Below are 19,133 nucleotides of genomic sequence, written 5' to 3'. Positions count from 1 at the left end.
GGCGCCCGCAGACCACCACGGACGACGCCACGGAAAGGGGGCCGATGCCGGCGGAACGGATCTCCGAGCGGGAGGCCGAGGTGCTCACCGCGCTCGGTGCGCGGCTGTCCAACGCGCAGATCGCGAACCGGCTCCACATCTCCGTGCGCACGGTGGAAAGCCACGTGTCGTCGCTGCTGCGCAAGTACGGGGTGGCCGACCGGTGGGCGCTGGCCGAGCTGGCCCGTTCAGGGGTGCGCGAGCAGGGCCGTCTGACCGGCCCGCCCGTGTTCGCCACGACGTTCATCGGCCGCGACGCCGAGCGCGCGGCCGTCGCCGCGGCGATCGAGGACGTTCGGCTGGTCACGCTGCAGGGCCCGGGCGGCGTGGGCAAGACCCGCCTGGCCGCAGTGGCCGCGGAGGACTCCGTCGCGCTGTTCCCGTCCGGCGGGGCGTTCGTGGACCTGGTGCCGGTGCGTGCCGGGTTCGTGGCCAGGGCCGTCGCCACCGCGCTCGGGGTGACCGAGGGCTCCCACCAGCCGCTGGACGAGGCGATCGCGGCGCGGCTGGGCACCGGGCGGTTCCTGCTCGTACTGGACAACTGCGAGCACGTGATCGACGAGGCGGCCGAGTTCGTCGACCGCGTCCTGGCCGCCTGCCCGGGCGTGCACGTGCTGGTGACCAGCCGTGAGCGGCTGGGCATCCCGGCCGAGCACAGCGTGCCGGTCGACTCGCTGCCGCTGGGCTCGGACGCCGAGCGGCTCTTCTGCGAGCGGGCGCTGGCCGCCGACCCCCGGTTCGTGGCCGAACCCGCCGGGGTCGCCACGCTGTGCGCGCGCCTCGACGGCCTACCCCTGGCGATCGAGCTGGCCGCGGCCCGGGGCGCGTCCCTGGGCCCCACGGGACTGCTCGCCGCGCTCGACGACGCGCTGCGGCTGCTTTCGGGTGGGCGGGGCGGCGAGAAGCGGCATCGATCGCTGCACGCGGTCCTGTCCTGGAGCTACGACCTGCTCGACGAGGACGAGCAAGCGCTGTTCCGGCGGCTCGGGGCGTTCGTCGGAGCCTTCGACATCGACGCCGCCGTCGCCGTCGGCGGGGACCGCGCCCGCGTGGCCGACCAGCTGGGCCGGTTGGTGGACAAGAGCCTCGTGGTGCACGTGCGCGGCTCGGTGAGCCGTTGGCGCCTGCTGGAGACGGTCCGCGCGTTCGCGATCGCGCAGCTGTCCGCCGCCGGCGAGGAGGACAAGACGCAGGCCCGGCACCTTCGCTGGGCCGCCGACGCGGCGAGCGCTGTGGAAGGCCGGCTCGATGATCACGGATGGCGGGAGGAGTTCGATGCCATCGCCCCGGACCTGCGGGCCGCGCTGACCGCGGCCGGCGGTCCGGACGAGGAGACGCACCGGTTGGCGAGCGCGTTGGCGCACCTGACCTTCGCGCGCCGGCACCTCCTGGAGTCCTTCGCGCACCACCGCACCGCCGCCGCGGTCGCGACCAGCGCCGCCGTGGCGGCACGTGCTCTGCGGGCGGGCGCCGGGTGCGCCCACGTGAGCACCACCTCCAACCAGCACGTCTACGAACTGCTGCTGGAGGCGGCCGAGCACGCGCAGCGGGCCGGCGACGACCGTGGCCGGGTCATCGACCTGGCCCGCGCGGTCGAGACGGCCTGCCGGTTCCCCGAGGCGTTCGAGACACCCGTTCCGCGTGAGCACCTGCGCGGCCTCCTCGGCGCCGCCGTCGCAGTCGCACCCGGCAACGACCCCGAGGTCGCCGCGTGCATCGCCGTGGCCCGATCGTGGTTGGCCGGCCCGAACCAGGGTGCGCCCGACCCCGAGCTCGCCGCGGCCGCCGTCGCCGCCGCCCGGGCGACCAGCGATCCCGTACTCGTCAGCTCAGCGCTGTGTGCTGCGGCGACCGCGGCGCTGCTCGCCGGACGGCTGCGCGACGCCAACCGCATCACCCGCGAGCGCCTGCAGTTGCTGGCGGCCATGGACCGCAACGACCCCTACTGCGCGCCCGAGATCTGCAACACCTACGGCCGGGCCTGCATCTACGCGATCATGGCCGGAGACCTGCGCAGCGCGATGACCGCGGCGCAGGCGGGTATCGACGACGATCTGCTGCGCGACACCCACATCACCGCGAGTCGCATGGTCGTGCCCCTCGCACTGACCGGACGGTTCCACGACGCGATCGGGCACGCCGAGCGGATGTGGGACCGGTGGGAACGGGCCGGTCGCCCGGCGCCGCTGTGGATGCTGCCCGCGGTGTGCACAACCGTGCTGGCCGGCGCCATGCTCGAGAAGTCCCGATCGGTCGCGCTGTGGCGGTCCCGCGCCGCGCAGGTGGCCGGCAACGCGCTCAGCACAGCGGCCGGCTGCGCACTCGGCACGGCTGCCGTCGCCGCGTTCGTGGACGCCAGCCTCGCCGTCCACCACCCACAGGTCGACGCAGACCTGCTCGTCCGCAGGGCCTTCGCCGTCCACGACCCGCTCGACCCCTACCTGGCCTACGCACGAGCGGCGGGCGCAGAACTGGCCGTCGCGGCCCGGCTGCCCGACGCCGAAGCGCGGATGGCGGCCGCCACCCCGTACGCCGAGGAGAACGCGTGGGCGAGGGCCTGCCTCACCCGTGCCCGCGGGCGCCTCCACAACGACCGCGCGGCGCTGGCCGGTGCCGTCGCGGCATGGGATGACCTCGACGCGCAGGCCGAACGCAACGCCACGCAAGCCTTGCTGGCACAGCTCGGATAGGGGCGTTGTCAGCCCGGAGGGCTTGCTGCCGGCCGGCGCGTGACACACCAACTTCGGTGCTCGCACACCAACTGGAGTTGATGTGCGAGCACCACAGTTGGTGTGTGGCGGGCGATCATCCGACGGAGCGGCCTCGTCGGCGTCCATGGGCGGCATCATCCGCCGGTGGGCGGCTTGCGGGCCAGCAGGTAGGCCTGCGGGGTGCGCTCGCCCGCGCCGGCCTCGCGCACCGCGTGGGCGTGGACGGGCAGGCCCGCGGCGGCGAGGAGCGCGCTCATCTGCTCGGGGCGACGGCGGTGGAACACCAGGGAGATCTCGTGGCCCCACGCCTCGGACATCCGCAGGGGCTCGTCGCCGACCTGGAACGCGAGCAGCGCGTGGCCGCCGGGCGCCAGCACCCGGTGGAACTCGGCGAACACCCGCGGCAGCAGGTCGTCGGGGACGTGGATCGTCGAGTAGTACGCCATGACGCCGGAGAGGGCGGCGTCCGGCACGTCCAGGGCGGTCATGGAGCCGACGTCGAAACGCAGCCCCGGGTGGTCGCGGCGGGCGAGCTCCAGCATTCCCGGGGACAGGTCGATCCCGAAGACGTCGACGCCGAGGCCGTGCAGGTGGCCGGTGACGCGGCCGGTGCCGCACCCGATGTCGGCGACCGGCCCGCCGCCCGCGGTGAGCACGAGCTCGGCGAACGTGGCGAGGACGGCCCGGTCCAGCGGCTGGCCGGCCAGCTCGTCCTTCCAGCGCTCGGCAGCGTCGGTGGCCACGGCGTCGTAGGACGCCCGGGTGGAGGTGAGGAAGGCAGGCTCGGTCACGGGGGCGGACAGTAGTGAGGGAGTCCGACAGGATCTGTCGATCCGGGGAGCGGCCGTTCGTGTGGAGGGTGAACCACCAGGAAGAGGAGAGACGATGACCCGATACATGCTCAGCATCTACCAGCCCGCCGGCGACCCGCCGCCGCCCGAGGTCCTCGACCCGATCATGCGGGACCTGGACGCGGTGAACCAGGAGATGCGCGCCGCCGGGGCGTGGGTGTTCGCCGCCGGCCTGCACGACCCCGGCACGGCCACCGTGCTGCGGGCCCAGGAGGGCGAGGTGCTCGTCACGGACGGCCCGTTCGCCGAGGGCAAGGAGCACCTCGGGGGCTTCACGATCATCGAGGCGCCCGACCTCGACGTCGCGCTGGAGTGGGGCCGCAAGTTGGCGCGGGCGATCACGCTCCCCATCGAGGTGCGGCCGCTGCACTTCGGCACCTGCTGACGGGCCGTGCTCTCCACCGCCGAGATCGAGCGCGTCTTCACCCGCGAGTACGGGCGGGCGGTGGCGGTGCTGACCCGCGTCCTCGGCGACATCGACGTCGCCGAGGAGGCGGTGCAGGACGCCTTCACCACGGCGGTGCAGCGCTGGCCGGAGACCGGCCTGCCGCCCAGCCCGGCCGGCTGGCTGATCACCACCGCCCGCAACCGGGCGATCGACCGCCTCCGCCGCGAGGCGTCCCGCGCGGACCGGCACGCGCAGGCAGCCCTCCTGCACCCCGGGAGCGACGAGCCGGACGAGGAGCTCGCCGTGCGCGACGACCGGCTGTGCCTGATCTTCACCTGCTGCCACCCCGCGCTCGGCACCGCTGCCCAGGTCGCGTTGACGCTGCGGCTGCTCGGTGGCCTCACGACGGCCGAGGTCGCGCGCGCGTTCCTGGTGCCCGAACCGACGATGGCGCAGCGGATCGTGCGGGCGAAGGGCAAGATCCGCAAGGCCCGGATCCCGTACCGCGTGCCGGACGAGGCGGAGCTGCCGGACCGGCTGCGCGCGGTGCTCGCCGTCGTCTACCTCGTGTTCAACGAGGGCTACACGGCCAGCGGGGGTGAGCGGCTCGTCCGCGACGACCTGTGCGCCGAGGCCGTCCGGCTGGGCCGGGTGCTCGTCGAGCTGATGCCCGACGAACCGGAGGCCGTCGGCCTGCTCGCGCTGATGCTGCTCGTCGAGTCCCGGCGGCCCGCCCGCACCACGGGGAGCGGCGACCTCGTGCTGCTCGCCGACCAGGACCGTTCGCGGTGGGACCGCGGGCTCGTGGCCGAGGGCCAGGCGCTGGTCCGGCAGTGCCTGCGCCGCGGGCGGCCGGGGCCGTACCAGATCCAGGCCGCGATCAACGCCGTGCACAGCGACGCCCCCGACGCGGAGGCGACGGACTGGCGCCAGATCGTCGTGCTCTACGACCAGCTGCTCGCGGTGGCGCCGAGTCCCGTGGTGGCGCTGCACCGGGCCGTCGCCGTGGCCGAGGTCGACGGGCCCGCCGCGGGCCTGCGGCTCGTCGACGCGCTGGACCTCGGCGACCACCACCTGTTCCACGGCGTGCGGGCGGATCTGCTGCGCCGGCTCGGCCGTGCCGCGGAGGCGGGCCGGGCGTACGACGCCGCGCTCGACGGTGCCGGCAACGAGGCCGAGCGGGCGTTCCTGCGCCGGAGGCGGGCCGAGCTCGGCGGTTCGTGATCACCCGGACGCGCCGGGAAGATCGCTCGCGCGGAGGGGAGCCCGTCCGCCACGCAGCGTGATGGTGGGCCGGCGGAATTCCGGGGAATCCGAAGGAGTTGATCACGAAGAGTGTCGGAAGTGATTCCGCTTCCCTGGTCGGTCGAGCGGCAAACGCGGGGCCTCGATTCGGGTACACGATGGTGGGACACCCGTGGTAGGGGCGGCGGAGGCGCGGTTAGCGTTCCTTCTGTCAGTTACGACCGCACACATTCACCCATTCAGGAGACGAAGGTGTGGAAGAAAGCAGGAATCGTCGTATCCGCGAGCTTGGCGGCCGTGCTGGCGCTCGCCCCGCTCGCCAACGCGAGTGAGTCGCCGGAGGGCGACGAGGATTCGGAACAGGTCATCACCGGTGACGACGCGCCACAGGACGGCCTGCTCAACCTCGGTGACCTCAACGTGCTGAACGGTTTGAACGTCTGTCCGGACGTCACCGCCACGCTCGGGCTGGGTAACCTGTTGGGCGTCCTCGGTACCGGCTCGTCGGACCCGACCGTCGGCGACGCCCCGATCAAGTGCGAGGCGACGGCGAAACGTTGACCCGCATTCCGGAAATGCGTGTCGAGAAACGGGCACCCCGGCCGGGGTGCCCGTTTCTCGATTTCGCGGTCCGGTTCAGCGGTCCCGTCCCGGGAGCCAAGCGGCGATCGAGTCGCGACGGCCCCATGCGATCGCGGCGGCCAGCACGAAGAAGATGACCGGGGTGAGGACCATCGCCGGCGCACCCAGCACCACCGCCTGCGTGTAGCCCGCCCCGACCATCAGGGCCATCAGGCCGACGGCCGCCGGCCCGGCCAGCCGCGGCACCATCAGGCCGATGCCACCGGCGAGCTCGACGGCGCCGATGACGTAGCGGAACCACTGCCCGGCGCCGATCTCGGTGAAGATCTGCACGGCGTACGGGTCACCCCAGAACTTCGGTGCGGCCGACGCCACGACGAAGAAGACGCCCAGCAGGATCTGCAGGACCCACAGGGCGCGGTGGGCGGCTCGGGAGCGGGTCGGGGCGGCGGTGGTCATCGGTTCCTCCGAAGCTGGCGCTTTCGTGCTGTCGGGGGTAGGACCGGGGCGCACGGTGGAACTCATCGGTCGGGGAGCTCGCGCAGTGGGCGCGGAAGAAGGTGGACGAGTTCCGATGAGTCCGGAGGCGCATCGCGGTCGGTAGGGCATGACCATCGCATCCGTCAACGGACTCGACCTCTACTACGAGGAGCACGGCAACGGCCACCCGCTGGTGCTGCTGCACGGCGGCCTGCACACGATCGACATATCGTTCGGGGCGCTGATTCCCCTGCTCGCGGCCTCCCACCGGGTGATCGCGGTGGAGCTGCAGGGGCACGGCCGCACCGCCGACATCGACCGGATGCCGACCTACCCGGACCTCGCCGACGACGTCGCCGCGCTGCTGGACCACCTCGGCATCGAGCGGGCCGACGTGTTCGGGTTCAGCCTCGGCGGCCTGGTGGCGGTCGAGATCGGCCTGCGTCACCCGAACCGGGTCGACCGGCTCGTCCTCGCCGCGACGCAGTACCGGCCGGAGGGCTACCACGACCTCTCCGAGCCCGGCTCGGTGCGCATGCCCACACCGGCGGAGTTCGCCGAGATGGAACGGGAGTACCGGCGCGTGGCCCCGCACCCGGACGGCTGGGAGGCCTTCGCCGCGAAGCTGAACGGCGTCGTGCACACCGCGCCGGGGTGGACCGCCGACGACATGCGGCGCATCGCCGCGCCCGTGCTGCTCGTGATCGGCGACACCGACTTCGTGCGCATCGAGCACGCCGCCGAGATGCTCGAGCTCATCCCCGACGCCCGGCTCGCGGTGCTTCCGAGGACGCGGCACACCGAGCTGTTGCTCCGCACCGACGTGCTCTCGCCGCTGGTGGAGGGCTTCCTGTCCTCCTGACCCCTCAGTCGCGTAGCCGGAACGGTTCCGTGCCCGGCACCAGCGCCACCCGGCCGATCCCGCCGAAGGTGTTGGCGTAGTCGAGCGCGTGAGCGAGGTCGGTCACGCCGTTGGTGGCGCTGCCGTCCGTGAACAGCGTGGAGAGCACGCCGAAGGCGCGGCCGTCGCCGTCGAGGTAGCCGCTGCCGGAGTCGCCGGGGCGCCCCGGCGGGGTGGTCTCGACCCGGTGGGCGAGCCCGCCGCCGCTCGTGCCGAGGCTGCGCCCCTGCTTGACGCTCGTCGGGCCGATCTGCGGTTGGTAGCTGGCCACCGGCTCGCCGGGCACCGTGCCGTCCGAGTCCAGCCCCGTCGGGCCGCCGAGCACGGGCACGGTGGGGTCCACCCGCGTGGCGTCGGCCGGTTTCAGCTCGACGAGGGCGAAGTCGTTGTGCAGGCACAGGTCGGGATCCGACTCGCCACGCTGCTGCATCGTCCCCCACGAGGTGTAGGCGAGATCGCCGGACGCGCGGGATCCGTCGTTTCCCACGATCGTGACGTCGGTGCCGAGCGGGAGCGTCGGCTCCTCGCACCCGGAGAGCCCCATCGACTCGCTCGCCCCCGCGCAGTGTGCCGCGTAACCGAGGTAGGTCGTGGCGCCGCCGGCGAAGACGAACGCCGCCGTGCACGAGCTCGTGACGTGCTCGTCCACGGGGCTGATCATCAGCGCGCCCGGCGTGATCGGGGCGCCGGCGGCCGGTGCGGCGTGCGCCGGACCGCCGACGAGCGCCAGTGCCGTGGCGGCGGCGCCGAGCACGATGATGCGGCGAAGGATCACGGATCACTCCTGGACGGGCGGCGGACGCGGCGAGCGTAGATCGACTTCCCGGCCTGCGCCGTCCTCGTCGCGCGACGGAGTGACGGGGACCGCACTGACGGCGTCGGGCGGGATCTGGAAGGCTGGACGGGCTCCCCGCCCCCGCTCTCGGGCGAGCGCGACCGAGAGGACATCGACTTGGACGTCCTGGCCGTGTGCGACGCGGTGCTGCGCAGCTCGTGGCTGTTGCCGCTCCTCGTCGTGATGATCGCGGTCGACGCGCCGTTCCCGGTCCTCCCGAGCGAGACGATCCTGATGTCCGCGGCCACCACCGCGATCGGCGGCGGTGACGTGGGGATGGTGTTCGGGCTCTTCCTCGCCGCCCTGGCCGGTTCGGTGCTGGGCGACGCCGTGGTCTTCTGGCTCGGCCGCTGCTCGCACAGGCTCGTGTCGCGCACCTTCGACACCGAGCACGAGGTGTCGTCGTGGGTGCGCAAGCACATGCTGCGGCGCCCCGGCATCGTGCTGGTCGGTGCGCGGTTCATCCCGGGTGGGCGCCTGGTGAGCACGGCCGCCGCCGGCCTCTTCGGCCTGCCGGTGCGGCGCTTCCTGCCGTGGACGATCGTGAGCTCGGCGGCGTGGAGCGCCTACATGCTGCTGATCGGCCTGGCGCTCGGCCCGGTCACCGGGGGCGACCCGCTGCTCAGCCTGTTCGCGGGGGTGGCGATGGCGCTGGTCACGGCGGCGGGCTTCGCGCTCGTGGCGAAGGTGCGTCGCAACAGGGTCCCCGTCGCCTCCTGAGGTTCGTCGCGAAACGAGAGCACTGCTCTTGACATGGAGCACGCACTCTGGTGCACTCATCTCCAACAAGAGCACTGCTCTCGAATCGGATCAGGAGATCGTGATGAGCGCCAACCCGCGTTACGTCGAGGCCGGCCGCGGAGCCGGACTGTTCAACTCCGCCGTCAGCTGGCTCACCGCCCGCGGGCTGAGCATCTGGGGCTCCCGGGTACTCGCGGTCCGGGGCAGGCGCAGTGGCGAATGGCGCACGGTGCCGGTCAACCTGCTCACGCACGACGGCGCCCGGTACCTGGTGGCCCCGCGGGGCCACACGCAGTGGGTGCGCAACCTGCGGGCCGCAGGCGGGACGGGGGAGCTGCGGCTCGGCCGACGGGCCGAGGTCTTCGCCGCCGACGAGCTGGCCGATGCCGACAAGCCCGAGATCCTGCGCGCCTACCTGCGGCGCTGGAAGTTCGAGGTGGGTGTGTTCTTCGACGGCGTCGACCACACCGCGTCCGACGAGACCCTGCTCGGGATCGCCCCCGGCTACCCGGTGTTCCGCCTGCGCTGAGCCCCCGACAAGAAGATCAACCGAAGCCGGCGGAGGCTCCCCGTTCCGCCGGCCCCGGTCATCGGGCTCAACGCACCACCCATGGGCGGGTTGCGGATGGATCTGTCCCGTCCGTCGAGTGGGCGATCACGATCGGTGATCGGTTTGTGACGAGATCGGCGCCGAACGGTAGCCGCCGAACGACCGGCGGGAACCATCCAGCGCGAGGCAGCGCGTCGCCGCGCTGCAACGCGCCGAGGACCTCACCCGGACCGGAGGCGGCGCAGGCGCAGGGCCAGCTGCAGCTCCAGGGCGCGATCCGGTGACTGCCAGTCGTCGCCCAGGAGCGCTGCCACGCGTTCCAGGCGCTGGGCCACCGTGTTCACGTGGACGTGGAGGGTGCCGGCCGCGCGGGTCGGGCTCGCCCCGGCGGCGAAGTAGGCCTCCAGGGTGGCCAGCAGGTCGGTGCCGCGGCGGGCGTCGTGGGCCGCGACAGGCCCGAGCACGCGTTCGACGTACCCCTCCACGTCCGCGGTGGCACCGGTGACCAGCCCGGCGAACCCGAGATCGCGGGCCGAGCCCGCGGCGAGGCCGAGCGCGGCGAGGGCGTCGGCGGTGCGGCGGGCGTCGGCGAACGCGTCGCGCAGACCCGCGGCGGGCACGACGGGGCCTGCCGCACCGACCGCGCCGGCATCTCGCCCCGAGCGTCGGGCCAGGTCGTCGGCCACCGCGGAGGGGTCGCGCCCAGGCACGACCGCGACCGCCCACCCGTCGTGCCGGCCCGCGAGGCCGTGCCCGAGGCCACGACCGCCCCGGCACACCGCGACGACGTGCGGGGTGCGCAGCCGCAGCCCGAGCAGCCGGCCGCGCTCCACGAACGTGGGGTCCAGCTCGCCCGCCGGACGGGTCAGCAGGTCGGCGAGCAGGTCGGTGCGCACCCGCTGGTCGGCCTCCGCCTCGCGCAGCCGGAACAGCAGCACCAGCGCCGTCACCGTCGCCGCGCGCTCGACCGTGCGGACCTGCCCGTCGTCGAGCGCGGCGCGACCGCCGAGCACGAGGGTGCCCAGGCGCTGGCCGACGGCCCGGACCGCCACCGCGGACGTGTCGCCGGCACCCACCAGCCGGGCCGCGTCGGCCGCCCGCCGCACCGCCGGGAGCTCCGCCAGGCCGTCGGGCACCGGGCCGTGGGCCGCGAGCCGCTGGTCGTCGACGTCCAGCACCGCCACCCAGCGGCCCAGCAGCTCGCCGAGGGTGGCGGCGATGTCGTCGACCCCGCCGCCGGAGAGCACGACCTCGGCGAACCGGTCGTGCGCCGCGGCGGCCTGCTCGATCCCGGCGTGCGCGTCGGACAGGGCCGCGAGCGCGTCGGCCGTCTCGGCGGCGCGGCGCACCTGCACGAGGGAGACGGCGGCGAGCGCGCCGAGCGAGCCCAGCAGCGCCACCTCGGTGCGCGTGAACGGGCGCCGGGAACGGTGCGCGGCGAACAGCACCCCGACGAACTCCCGTTCGACGAGCAGCGGAGTGCCGCAGATCGCGACGATCCCCTCCTCGTCCACGGCCGCGTCGATCTCGGCGGTGTGGTCGTAGCCGGCGTCGGCGGGGTAGTCGGCGGTCCAGTGCGGCCGCCGCGTCTGCGCCACGAGGCCACCGAGGCCCGCGCCGAGCGGCAGCCGCAGCGTCTGGAACCGGCCGGAGATCGACCCGTCCGTGGCGCGCATGAACGTGTCGCCGCGCTCCGGATCGGCCAGCGTCAGGTACGCGACGTCGGCGCCGAGCAAGCTGCGGGCGCGGCGCACGATCGTGTCGAGCACGCCGCCCGGCTCCGGGAGGGACGCGAGGTCGCGGGCGATGTCGACGAGCGCCGACAGCTCGGTCTCCCGGCGCCGGTGTGCGTCGATCCCGGCCCGGACGCGCAGGGCGAGCTCGCGTGCGACCGCGCCGGTCTCCGGGTCGGTCGCCGCGAGCACCCGCGCCTGCTCCTCGATGCGTTCGGCGGGCGCGTCCTGGGCGAGCAGGCGCAGCAGCTCCAGCGCCGTGTGCGACACGGCGGTGATGATGCCATCGGCCGAGATCAGCGGGCGGGTTCCACGGCGTGGTCCTCGGCGAGGTCGCGGTGGCGGGTCTCGCCGTAGGTCGCCACGGCCACGATCGTGAGCAGCGCGCTGAGCGCGACGTAGATCGCCACGGCGTACCCGCTGTCGAACGAGGTGTAGAGCGCCACGGCGATGATCGGTGCGAGTCCGCCCGCCACGACGGATGCGAGCTGGTAGCCGACGGACGTGCCCGAGTAGCGGACCTTCGTGCCGAAGAGCTCGGACAGGAACGCGGCCTGCGGCCCGTACATCGCGGCGTGGAAGACGAGCCCGCCGATCACGGCGAGCGTCGTGAGGGCGAAGCTGCCGGTGTCGATGAGTGCGAAGAACGCGAACCCCCAGATCCCGACGCCCGCGGCGCCGACCAGGTAGATCGGCTTGCGCCCGAAGCGGTCCGACAGCGCGCCCCACACCGGGATGACGACGAGGTGCACGGCGGTGCCGATGAGCACCGCGCCGAGCACGAAGGAGCTGGGCAGCCCGAGCCGCTTCGTCATGTAGGTCGTGATGACGATCGTGAAGATGTAGTACGAGACGTTCTCGACGAAGCGCGCGCCCATCGCGGTGAACACCTCGCGCGGGTAGCGGCGGAACACGTCGACGATCGGCATGACCTCCCGCTCGCCCTCCGCCGCACGCTCCGCGGCGCGGGCCTGGGCCGCCCGGAAGACCGGCGACTCCTCGATCGACAGCCGGATGTAGAGGCCGATCAGCACGAGCACCGCGGAGAGCAGGAACGGGATCCGCCACCCCCACGACTGGAAGGCCGCCTCGCTCTGCACCGCGGCGAGCAGGAACAGCAGTGCGTTGGCGAGCAGCTGGCCGACCGGCACCCCGGCCTGCGGCCAGCTGGCCCAGTAGCCGCGCCGCGCCGGGTCACCGTGTTCGGAGACGATGAGCACGGCCCCGCCCCACTCCCCGCCGATCGCGAAGCCCTGCACGAGGCGCAGGACCACGAGCAGCAGCGGCGCCGCGATCCCGATGGTGGCGTACCCGGGGAGCAGCCCGATCGCGAACGTCGCCGCCCCCATCGACACGAGGCTGATCACCAGCAGCTTCTTGCGCCCCAGCTTGTCGCCGTAGTGGCCGAACACCAGGCCGCCGAGCGGCCGCGCGATGAACCCGATCGCGAACGTGCCGAGCGCGAGCAGGGTGCCGACCGCCGCGTCGCTCGACGGGAAGAAGACCGCCGGGAACACGACGGCCGCCGCAACGCCGTAGAGGAAGAAGTCGTACCACTCGACGGCCGTGCCGGCCATGCTGGCCGCCACGACCCTGATGATGTTGGCGCGGGGTTGTCCGTCGGTGACCACGGTGTCTCCGTTTCCGTATCAGTGGGCGGTCCAGCCGCCGTCCATCGACAGCGACGCTCCGGTGATCGACGCCGACGCCGGCCCGTAGAGCACGGCGGCCAGCTCGGCCACCTCCCCCGGCTCGACGAGCCGTTTCAGGGCGGCGGGCGCGAGCAGCACCCGCTCCAGCACGGCACCGGGGTCGATCCCGTGGATGCGGGCCTGGTCGGCGATCTGCCGCTCGACCAGCGGCGTGCGCACGTAGGCGGGGTCCAGGCAGTTGCTCGTGACGCCGTGCTCGGCGCCTTCGAGTGCGATGACCTTGGACAGGCCCTCGAGGCCGTGCTTCGCGCTGACGTACGCGGCCTTGAACGGGCTCGCGCGCAGCCCGTGCACGCTCGAGATGTTGATGACCCGGCCCCAGCCGCGGGCGTACATGTGTGGCAGCGTGCGGCGGGCCAGCCGGAACGGCGCCTCCAGCATCACGCGCAGGATCAGCGAGAACCGGTCCGGGTCGAACTCGGGGATCGGGGCGACGTGCTGCAGCCCGGCGTTGTTGACCAGGACGTCGACGTCGGCCGGCACCGTGTCGACGGCGGCGAGGTCGGACAGGTCGCACACCTTGGGTTCCACGCTCGCGTCCCGCGCGAGCACGGCCAGCCCGTGCTCGTCCCGGTCGACGGCCACCACTTGCGCCCCGTCGGCGGCGAGCCGCCGAGCCAGCGCGCCTCCGATCCCCGACGCCGCGCCCGTGACGAGCGCGCGGCGCCCGGCCAGCGGCGGCGACGGGGCGGAGGTCATGCCGCTGGACGCTACGTCCGGGACGTCCGAACCGCCCTATGGTGCGGCCACATCAGTCGATGAGAGACATGTGGTCCGGCTACACGTTGCGGTAGCCCGGATGGATGCCCGGGCGCAGGCCCTGGTCGGCGGAGATGCGGGAGAGGAGGCCGCGCAGCGTCTCGCGTTCGGCCGCGTCGAGGCTGCGGCAGAGCGCGTCGTCGTGCGCGCGGCCGATGGCGCCGACCTTGCCGAGCACGGCCCGTCCCGCGTCGGTGATGTGCAGCGCGTGGAGGCGCCGGTCGGTCGGGTTGCGCCTGCGCTCGACGAGCGCGCGGTCGGCGAGCGCGTCGACCAGGCCCACGAGCCGGCTGGGTGGCATGCCCAGCACCTGGGCCACGGCCTGCTGGCTCTGCCCCGGCGACGCCGAGATGAGCCCGAGCAGGCCGATCTGCGGGGGCGTGAGGTCGAGCTCGGCCGCGCGCTCGCCGAAACGCGCGGCGGCGTGCGCGCCGACCGCGGCGAGGAGGAAGGCCGATCCGGGCGGGTTCTCCAGTGGCACGGGTAGACCGTACAGCGCCAGAACGGTACCCTCCAAGTAATCGTTCAGAGTTGTAATCGTTCTGGAGGTGGGGGATGTCCGAGCAGAAGTTCCGCTTCGGGGTGGTGGCGACGCCCGAGGGCGGTGGACGGCAGTGGGGCGCCACGGCGAAGCGGGTGGAGGAGCTCGGCTACTCCACCCTGCTGATGCCGGACGGCCTGCAGCTGCTCTCGCCGTTCCCGTCGCTCGCGGTGGCGGCCTGCGCGACCACCACCCTGCGAGTGGCCACGTTCGTGCTGGCGAGCCCGCTGCGGTCGCCGCGGGCCGCCGCGTGGGACGGGCATTCGCTCTCGGTGCTCACCGAGGGCCGCTTCGACTTCGGCATCGGGACCGGGCGCCCGGAGGCGCGGCGGTTCGCCGAGGCGCTCGGCCGTCCCTGGGGCACCGCGGGGGAGCGGCTGCGGGACGTGGCCGAGTCGATCGAGCACCTGCGGGAGCTCGACGGCGACCGGCACACGCCGGTGCTGGTGGCCGCGGGGGGCCCGAAGGCGCTCGCGCTCGCGGGCCGCACCGCCGACATCGTCACGCTCGCCGCGCCCCCGCTCGCCGGGCGCGACCACCTCGCCGGGATGGCCACCCAGCTGCGCGAGGCCGCGGGGGAGCGGGCGGGCGACATCGAGATCTCCATGAACCTGTTCGCCGTGGGCGACGACGAGATCCCGCCGTGGACCCAGAAGTTCATCGGCGCGGACCACGCCACCCTCGTCGCCCACGACTCGCAGACCCTGGTGCGTGGCACGCCCGCCGAGATGGCCGACGAGCTGCGGCGGCGCCGGGACGCGTACGGCGTGTCCTACGTGAGCGTCAACGGCTCGTTCCTCGAGCAGTTCGCCCCGGTCGTGGAGCGGCTCGCCGGCAGCTGATGCTCGCCGCCGCATCGCCGTCGGCGAGCCCCCGCGTGAAGTCTCGGCGGTTGGGGCTTTCCCCCGTCCCGGTGCGGGGGTGCGCCGGGCGGTTCTGGGCCACGTTCCGGCGAACACTCCAGGCATGACCTCCGTTGCCGTGCGCACCGCGCCGCCCACCGTCCAGCTCTCGGTCCTGCTCTGGCTCGGCGCCATCGCCGCCGGGGCCGTCGAGGCCCTCGTCCACCTGCTCCTCCCCGCGCCGCCCACGGCCGGCGAACTCGCCACGCGCTTCGGGATCTACGCCGTGCTCGCCGTGCTGGTGCTCGCGCTGCGCACGGGCCGGAACGCCGTCCGCTGGACGGTGGCCGTGCTCCTCGGCGGAATCGGCACGATCTCGCTCGTGATCGAACCGATCTCCTGGCTGCTGGCCGGTGGATCGCCCGGCCTCTTCCTCGTGACGGCCGACGCGCCCGCGCTCGTGGCCGCCGGCCTGCGAATCGCGCACGTCGTCGGCGTGTTCTCCGCGTTGGCGCTGATGTTCGGCCCGGCCGCGAACGCCTGGTTCCGCGGTCGTTGAACCGTCAGCTCGCGCAGAGGTCCTGGCCCGCCCGCGCGAGCCCGCACCGCAGCGTCCGCAGCGCCCGCTGCCGGGTCGGTCCGATGCTGCCGATCGGCAGCCCCATCAGCCGGGACACCTCGGCGTAGTTGGGCTCGGGGGTCGAGAACAGCACGCTGACCAGCGCGCGCGGCTTCACCGGCAGCTCCGTGACCGCGTCGACGACGGCGCGGCGGGCCTCCTCGGCCAGTACCACCGCCTCCGGGCCGGGGGCCTCCACGACGAGCCGGTCCTCCTCGACCCCCGTGGGCGTCTCCCGGCGCGACCGCGCCAGCAGTGCGAGGCACTCGCGCCGGGCGACCGTGGTGAGCCAGCCGCCGAGGCTGTCGGGGTCGCGCACGGTGTGGAGCCGTTCGAGGGCGCGCAGCCAGGTGTTCTGGACGGCGTCCGCGAAGTCCGCCTCCTGGAGCCGGTAGGAGCCCACGACGGCGCGTACGAGGCCCTCGTACCGCGACGCGAGCTCCCGCCATGCGCCGGGCTGCCGGTCGCACGCGTCTCTGACCAGCTGGGCGGTGCTCGGTGGCGCGGGCGCGACCGGATCGGGGCTGAACATGGCTGCCTCCCCAGTGCATGCGGGAGGTACACGGTTACGGGTCGCGCTTGCAGCGACCTTGCAATGGACTAGACCGTGTCCGTACCGAACACCCGTGCCGCGTCCGCCTCGACCCGGGCCCGCTCGGCGGGGTTGCCCTCCATGCGCTGCCCGGTGACCTCGAGGACGGCGCTCATCAGTTTCCGGGCGCGGAAGTGGTTCCCGCCGGCGGCGAGCGCGACGGCGAGCCGCCTGCCGGCCAGCAGCGTGCTCGCGTGCTCGGGCCCGAGCGCCGCGCGGAAGACCCGCCGGGCCCGCGCCTGCGCCTCGACCGCGTCGCGCCCCCGGCCCGCGTCGGCGTAGGCGAGGCCGAGGTTCGTGAGGGTCATCGCCACGCGCGAGTCGTCGGTGCCGAGCACGCGCTCCAGCAGCCGCACGGCGCGCAGGTGCACCGCGACCGCCTCGCCGGCCCGGCCCGAGAGCCGCAGCGCGTAGCCGAGCTTGTCCAGGGTCTGAGCGGTGTCCGGGTGGTCGGTGCCGCAGGCGTGGACGAAGACGTCGAGCGCGGTGCGCTGGAGCGCCACCGCCTCCTCCAGGTTGCCGCCGTCCTGCTCGACGAGACCGAGCCCCGCGGTGGCGTGGGCCCAGTCCCGCCCCTCGCGCCGGTCCTGGCCCTCCAGCAGCTCCCGGCCCGCCCGCAGGGCGTCGCCCGCCGGCCCGAGCCGCCCGGCGGCCCACAGCGTGTAGCCGAGGTCGACGAGCACCGGCGGCACGAGGTCGTCCCGCGCGGCCTTCTGCAGGGCGAGCAGCGCACGCTCGTGGGCCTCGATCGCGGCCAGCGCGTCGTCGGCGCAGTTCAGGACGTGGCCCAGGCGGTTGTAGGCGTGCGCGAGGACGACGTCGTCGGGATCGAGGGTCGAGTCCAGGACCTGCACCGCACGCCGGTGCAGGTCGAGGGCGGGCCCGAGGTGCCCGGCGGCGTCGAGCACCTCTCCGAGCTGGCACATGAGCCGTCCCCGCAGCACGGCGTCGCCCGCCCCGTCCTGCAGGCGCAACGCCGCCTCCAGGACGCGCTGTGCGGCCGGGTAGAGCGCCCGCGTCGCCTGCCGGTGCGCCAGCCCGGCCAGCGCCTCCACCAGCCCGTCGGGCACGGTGGCGAGCTCCTCGGCGTGCGCGGCGACGCACACCAGGTGCGGTGCGACGTCGTCGGGTTCGGAGCCCGCTCCCGTGCACGCGCGGGCAGCCTCGACGAGCCGCCACCGCCGCACGCCGGTCGGCATCCGGGCCCGTACGACGTCCTGCACCAGCCGGTGCATCCGCACGGCGCCTGCCTCGCGGTCGACCAGCGACAACCGCAACAGCTCCGCGAGCGCGTCGTGCAGGTCGAGCTCGTCGGCGAAGGCCTCCGGGCCGAGCCCGCGCAGCGTCGCGAGGCCGACCGCGTCCGGGGCGAGGAAGGCCATCGCCTCGAGGAGCCCGGCCGCTCGCGGCGACCGCTGGTGCAGCCGGTCGAAGGCGAGGCCCCACGTCGTGGCGACCGTCGGCCGCGAGTCGAGGGGATCGCGCAGCAGCAGGCTCTCCCGCCGTTCGCGGAACAGCTCCACGTAGTCGGGCACCGACATCCCGGTCTGCTCGATGTAGGCGCACGCCTGTTCCAGCGCGAGCGGAAGGTCCCCGAGCTGGTCGGCGAGCGTGTCGGCCTCGGCGTCGGCGTCACCGGTGCGGTCCACCACGTAGCGAACGGACTCCGCCCTGTTCAGCGGGGCCACGGTGACCGGCCGGGCGAGCCGCCGCCACGCCGGGTTGCGCGAGGTGATCACGACGTCGCCGTGCCGGGCGGCGGGCAGGAACGGTTCCAGCAGGGCGGGGTCGTCCGCGTTGTCGAACACCAGCACCCAGCCCGGAGCCCGGTCGAGCTCGGCCCAGAGCGCCGCGTGGGTGTCCTCTCCGCGCTCGAACGCGGCGATGCCCAGCGCCGCCGCGAGATCGGCGAGCCCGGTGGCGGTGCCCGCCGGATCCTCGGCCGGGACCCACCATGCGACCCGTCCGCTCCGGCGCCGGCGGTGCGCCAGCTCCAGCGCCAGCTCGGTCTTCCCGACGCCCGCCAGGCCGACCAGCGCCACCGCCCGCGGGCGGCGTGCGTCGTCGTCCAGGACGTTGCCGAGCCGGCCGAGGACGTCCTCCCGCCCCACGAAGGAACGGTTCCGCGGCGGCAGGTTGGTCGGGAGCACCGAGGCGACGGCCGTGGGGAGCGGCTCCTGGGCCAGCACGGCCGCGTGCACCCGGCGCAGCTCGGGTGTCGGGTCGACGCCGAGCTGCTCGGCGAGCGAGTGGCGGCACCGCTCGAACGCCGCCAGCGCATCAGCCTGCCGTCCGGCCGCGTACAGCGCCCTGACCAGCCGGATGGCCACGGACTCCCGCAGCGGGTCCTGCTCGGCCAGCTCGTGCAGGAGGGCGACGTCGTCACCGGCCCGTCCGCAGCGGGCGTTCGCGTCGGCCAGCGCCTCCGCGGCCAGCACGCGAAGCTCCTCCCACCTGGTCGCGATGGGGGCCAGGAAATGCGCCTCGCGCATCGGGCCGAACGCGGCGGGGCCGCGCCACCGGGCGAGGGCCACCTCGAGGACGGCCGCCGCCGCGTCGTCCGCTCCACGGGCGAGAGCCGCCCGGCCACGCGACACGTCATCGGCGAACTGGTCGGCGTCGACCGTGACGACGCCGCGGTCGATCTGGTACCGCCCGGCCAGCCGCGGGATCGCCGCGCCGCCCAGCAGCCTCCGCAACCGGGAGACGTAGGCGTGGACGGAGGCGACCGTGGACCCGGCGGACCGTTCGCCCCAGACGTCGTCCACGATCTGCTCGGCGGAGACCGGCTCGTCGGCGCCCGACAGGATGCGCGCGAGCACCGCCTTCTGCCGGGGGCCACCGAGAGTGATCAACTGGTTATCGACGGTAACCGTGAAATCGCCGAGTACGTGCAGCACCACGTCCGGGTCCCGGGTGCTCGCGCCGTAGGTCACCGCTGTCGCCACTCCACCTTCCGGAGTCGAAATCCCGGGAAGAAGCGTTGCGGCCACGGTGCGGCCGCGTCAATGA

The 19,133-nt window shown here is 74.0% G+C and carries 18 protein-coding genes; 9 read left to right on the top strand and 9 right to left on the bottom strand.

Going from position 1 to position 19,133, the window contains the following annotated elements; all coding sequences use genetic code 11:
* The first annotated feature begins 44 nt into the window (after window positions 1-44).
* A complete protein-coding gene (locus ACU436_RS30415; RefSeq protein ID WP_459030443.1) occupies window positions 45-2,729 on the top strand; it encodes an ATP-binding protein in 2,685 nt (894 codons plus the stop codon).
* A gap of 155 nt (window positions 2,730-2,884) precedes the next feature.
* Here ACU436_RS30415 and ACU436_RS30410 read toward each other — a convergent pair whose 3' ends face one another.
* Complete coding sequence (locus tag ACU436_RS30410) at window positions 2,885-3,541, bottom strand: class I SAM-dependent DNA methyltransferase (RefSeq protein ID WP_459030442.1); 657 nt, start codon at window positions 3,539-3,541, stop codon at window positions 2,885-2,887.
* A 94-nt stretch (window positions 3,542-3,635) separates the two neighbouring features.
* Here ACU436_RS30410 and ACU436_RS30405 point away from each other — a divergent pair, with 94 nt between their 5' ends.
* From ACU436_RS30405 to ACU436_RS30395, 3 genes are all read left to right on the top strand, one after another.
* Window positions 3,636-3,986: a YciI family protein gene (locus ACU436_RS30405; RefSeq protein WP_459030441.1), complete on the top strand. Its 351-nt coding sequence runs from the start codon at window positions 3,636-3,638 to the stop codon at window positions 3,984-3,986.
* A gap of 6 nt (window positions 3,987-3,992) precedes the next feature.
* The gene (locus tag ACU436_RS30400; RefSeq protein ID WP_459030440.1) at window positions 3,993-5,213 is read left to right on the top strand and encodes an RNA polymerase sigma factor; all 1,221 of its coding nucleotides are present in this window, start codon (window positions 3,993-3,995) and stop codon (window positions 5,211-5,213) included.
* A gap of 273 nt (window positions 5,214-5,486) precedes the next feature.
* Window positions 5,487-5,795 carry a hypothetical protein gene (locus ACU436_RS30395; RefSeq protein WP_459030439.1) on the top strand — a complete coding sequence of 103 codons (309 nt, stop codon included), beginning with the start codon at window positions 5,487-5,489 and terminating at the stop codon, window positions 5,793-5,795.
* A gap of 75 nt (window positions 5,796-5,870) precedes the next feature.
* Here the strand turns inward: ACU436_RS30395 and ACU436_RS30390 are convergent, their stop codons facing one another.
* On the bottom strand, window positions 5,871-6,275 hold the full coding sequence (locus ACU436_RS30390; protein ID WP_459030438.1) for a DoxX family protein: 405 nt from the start codon (window positions 6,273-6,275) through the stop codon (window positions 5,871-5,873).
* Window positions 6,276-6,423: 148 nt separating this feature from the next.
* Between ACU436_RS30390 and ACU436_RS30385 the strand changes: the two genes are divergently transcribed.
* Entirely contained in the window at window positions 6,424-7,158 is a 735-nt protein-coding gene (locus tag ACU436_RS30385; RefSeq protein ID WP_459030437.1) for an alpha/beta fold hydrolase, read from the top strand.
* A gap of 4 nt (window positions 7,159-7,162) precedes the next feature.
* On the opposite strand, the gene ACU436_RS30380 is transcribed toward ACU436_RS30385, so the two are convergent.
* On the bottom strand, window positions 7,163-7,972 hold the full coding sequence (locus ACU436_RS30380) for a serine protease (protein WP_459030436.1): 810 nt from the start codon (window positions 7,970-7,972) through the stop codon (window positions 7,163-7,165).
* A gap of 177 nt (window positions 7,973-8,149) precedes the next feature.
* Here ACU436_RS30380 and ACU436_RS30375 point away from each other — a divergent pair, with 177 nt between their 5' ends.
* Window positions 8,150-8,752: a DedA family protein gene (locus ACU436_RS30375; RefSeq protein ID WP_459030435.1), complete on the top strand. Its 603-nt coding sequence runs from the start codon at window positions 8,150-8,152 to the stop codon at window positions 8,750-8,752.
* A gap of 103 nt (window positions 8,753-8,855) precedes the next feature.
* Window positions 8,856-9,302 (top strand): nitroreductase family deazaflavin-dependent oxidoreductase, encoded by a 447-nt coding sequence (locus ACU436_RS30370; RefSeq protein WP_459030434.1) that lies wholly within the window; start codon window positions 8,856-8,858, stop codon window positions 9,300-9,302.
* Between the two features lie 242 nt (window positions 9,303-9,544).
* On the opposite strand, the gene ACU436_RS30365 is transcribed toward ACU436_RS30370, so the two are convergent.
* The 4 genes from ACU436_RS30365 to ACU436_RS30350 form a co-directional block, all read right to left on the bottom strand.
* Entirely contained in the window at window positions 9,545-11,326 is a 1,782-nt protein-coding gene (locus ACU436_RS30365; protein ID WP_459030433.1) for a helix-turn-helix domain-containing protein, read from the bottom strand.
* A gap of 26 nt (window positions 11,327-11,352) precedes the next feature.
* Window positions 11,353-12,633 carry an MFS transporter gene (locus ACU436_RS30360; protein WP_459030675.1) on the bottom strand — a complete coding sequence of 427 codons (1,281 nt, stop codon included), beginning with the start codon at window positions 12,631-12,633 and terminating at the stop codon, window positions 11,353-11,355.
* 72 nt (window positions 12,634-12,705) lie between these two features.
* The gene (locus ACU436_RS30355; protein ID WP_459030432.1) at window positions 12,706-13,467 is read right to left on the bottom strand and encodes a 3-hydroxybutyrate dehydrogenase; all 762 of its coding nucleotides are present in this window, start codon (window positions 13,465-13,467) and stop codon (window positions 12,706-12,708) included.
* Window positions 13,468-13,546: 79 nt separating this feature from the next.
* Window positions 13,547-14,008, bottom strand: a complete 462-nt coding sequence (locus ACU436_RS30350) for a MarR family winged helix-turn-helix transcriptional regulator (RefSeq protein WP_459030431.1) — start codon at window positions 14,006-14,008, stop codon at window positions 13,547-13,549.
* Between the two features lie 74 nt (window positions 14,009-14,082).
* Between ACU436_RS30350 and ACU436_RS30345 the strand changes: the two genes are divergently transcribed.
* Entirely contained in the window at window positions 14,083-14,910 is an 828-nt protein-coding gene (locus ACU436_RS30345; protein WP_459030430.1) for an LLM class flavin-dependent oxidoreductase, read from the top strand.
* A gap of 124 nt (window positions 14,911-15,034) precedes the next feature.
* Window positions 15,035-15,469, top strand: a complete 435-nt coding sequence (locus ACU436_RS30340) for a hypothetical protein (protein WP_459030429.1) — start codon at window positions 15,035-15,037, stop codon at window positions 15,467-15,469.
* 4 nt (window positions 15,470-15,473) lie between these two features.
* Here the strand turns inward: ACU436_RS30340 and ACU436_RS30335 are convergent, their stop codons facing one another.
* Both ACU436_RS30335 and ACU436_RS30330 read right to left on the bottom strand, forming a co-directional pair.
* Window positions 15,474-16,061, bottom strand: coding sequence for an RNA polymerase sigma factor (locus tag ACU436_RS30335; RefSeq protein ID WP_459030428.1), 588 nt, complete (start codon window positions 16,059-16,061; stop codon window positions 15,474-15,476).
* Window positions 16,062-16,129: 68 nt separating this feature from the next.
* Complete coding sequence (locus ACU436_RS30330) at window positions 16,130-19,069, bottom strand: BTAD domain-containing putative transcriptional regulator (protein ID WP_459030427.1); 2,940 nt, start codon at window positions 19,067-19,069, stop codon at window positions 16,130-16,132.
* Window positions 19,070-19,133 lie beyond the last annotated feature (64 nt).

This window comes from Pseudonocardia wallangbongensis (genome assembly GCF_054486945.1).
Note: the sequence above shows the minus strand (reverse complement) of the source record. Positions and strands in the feature narration are given on the sequence as shown.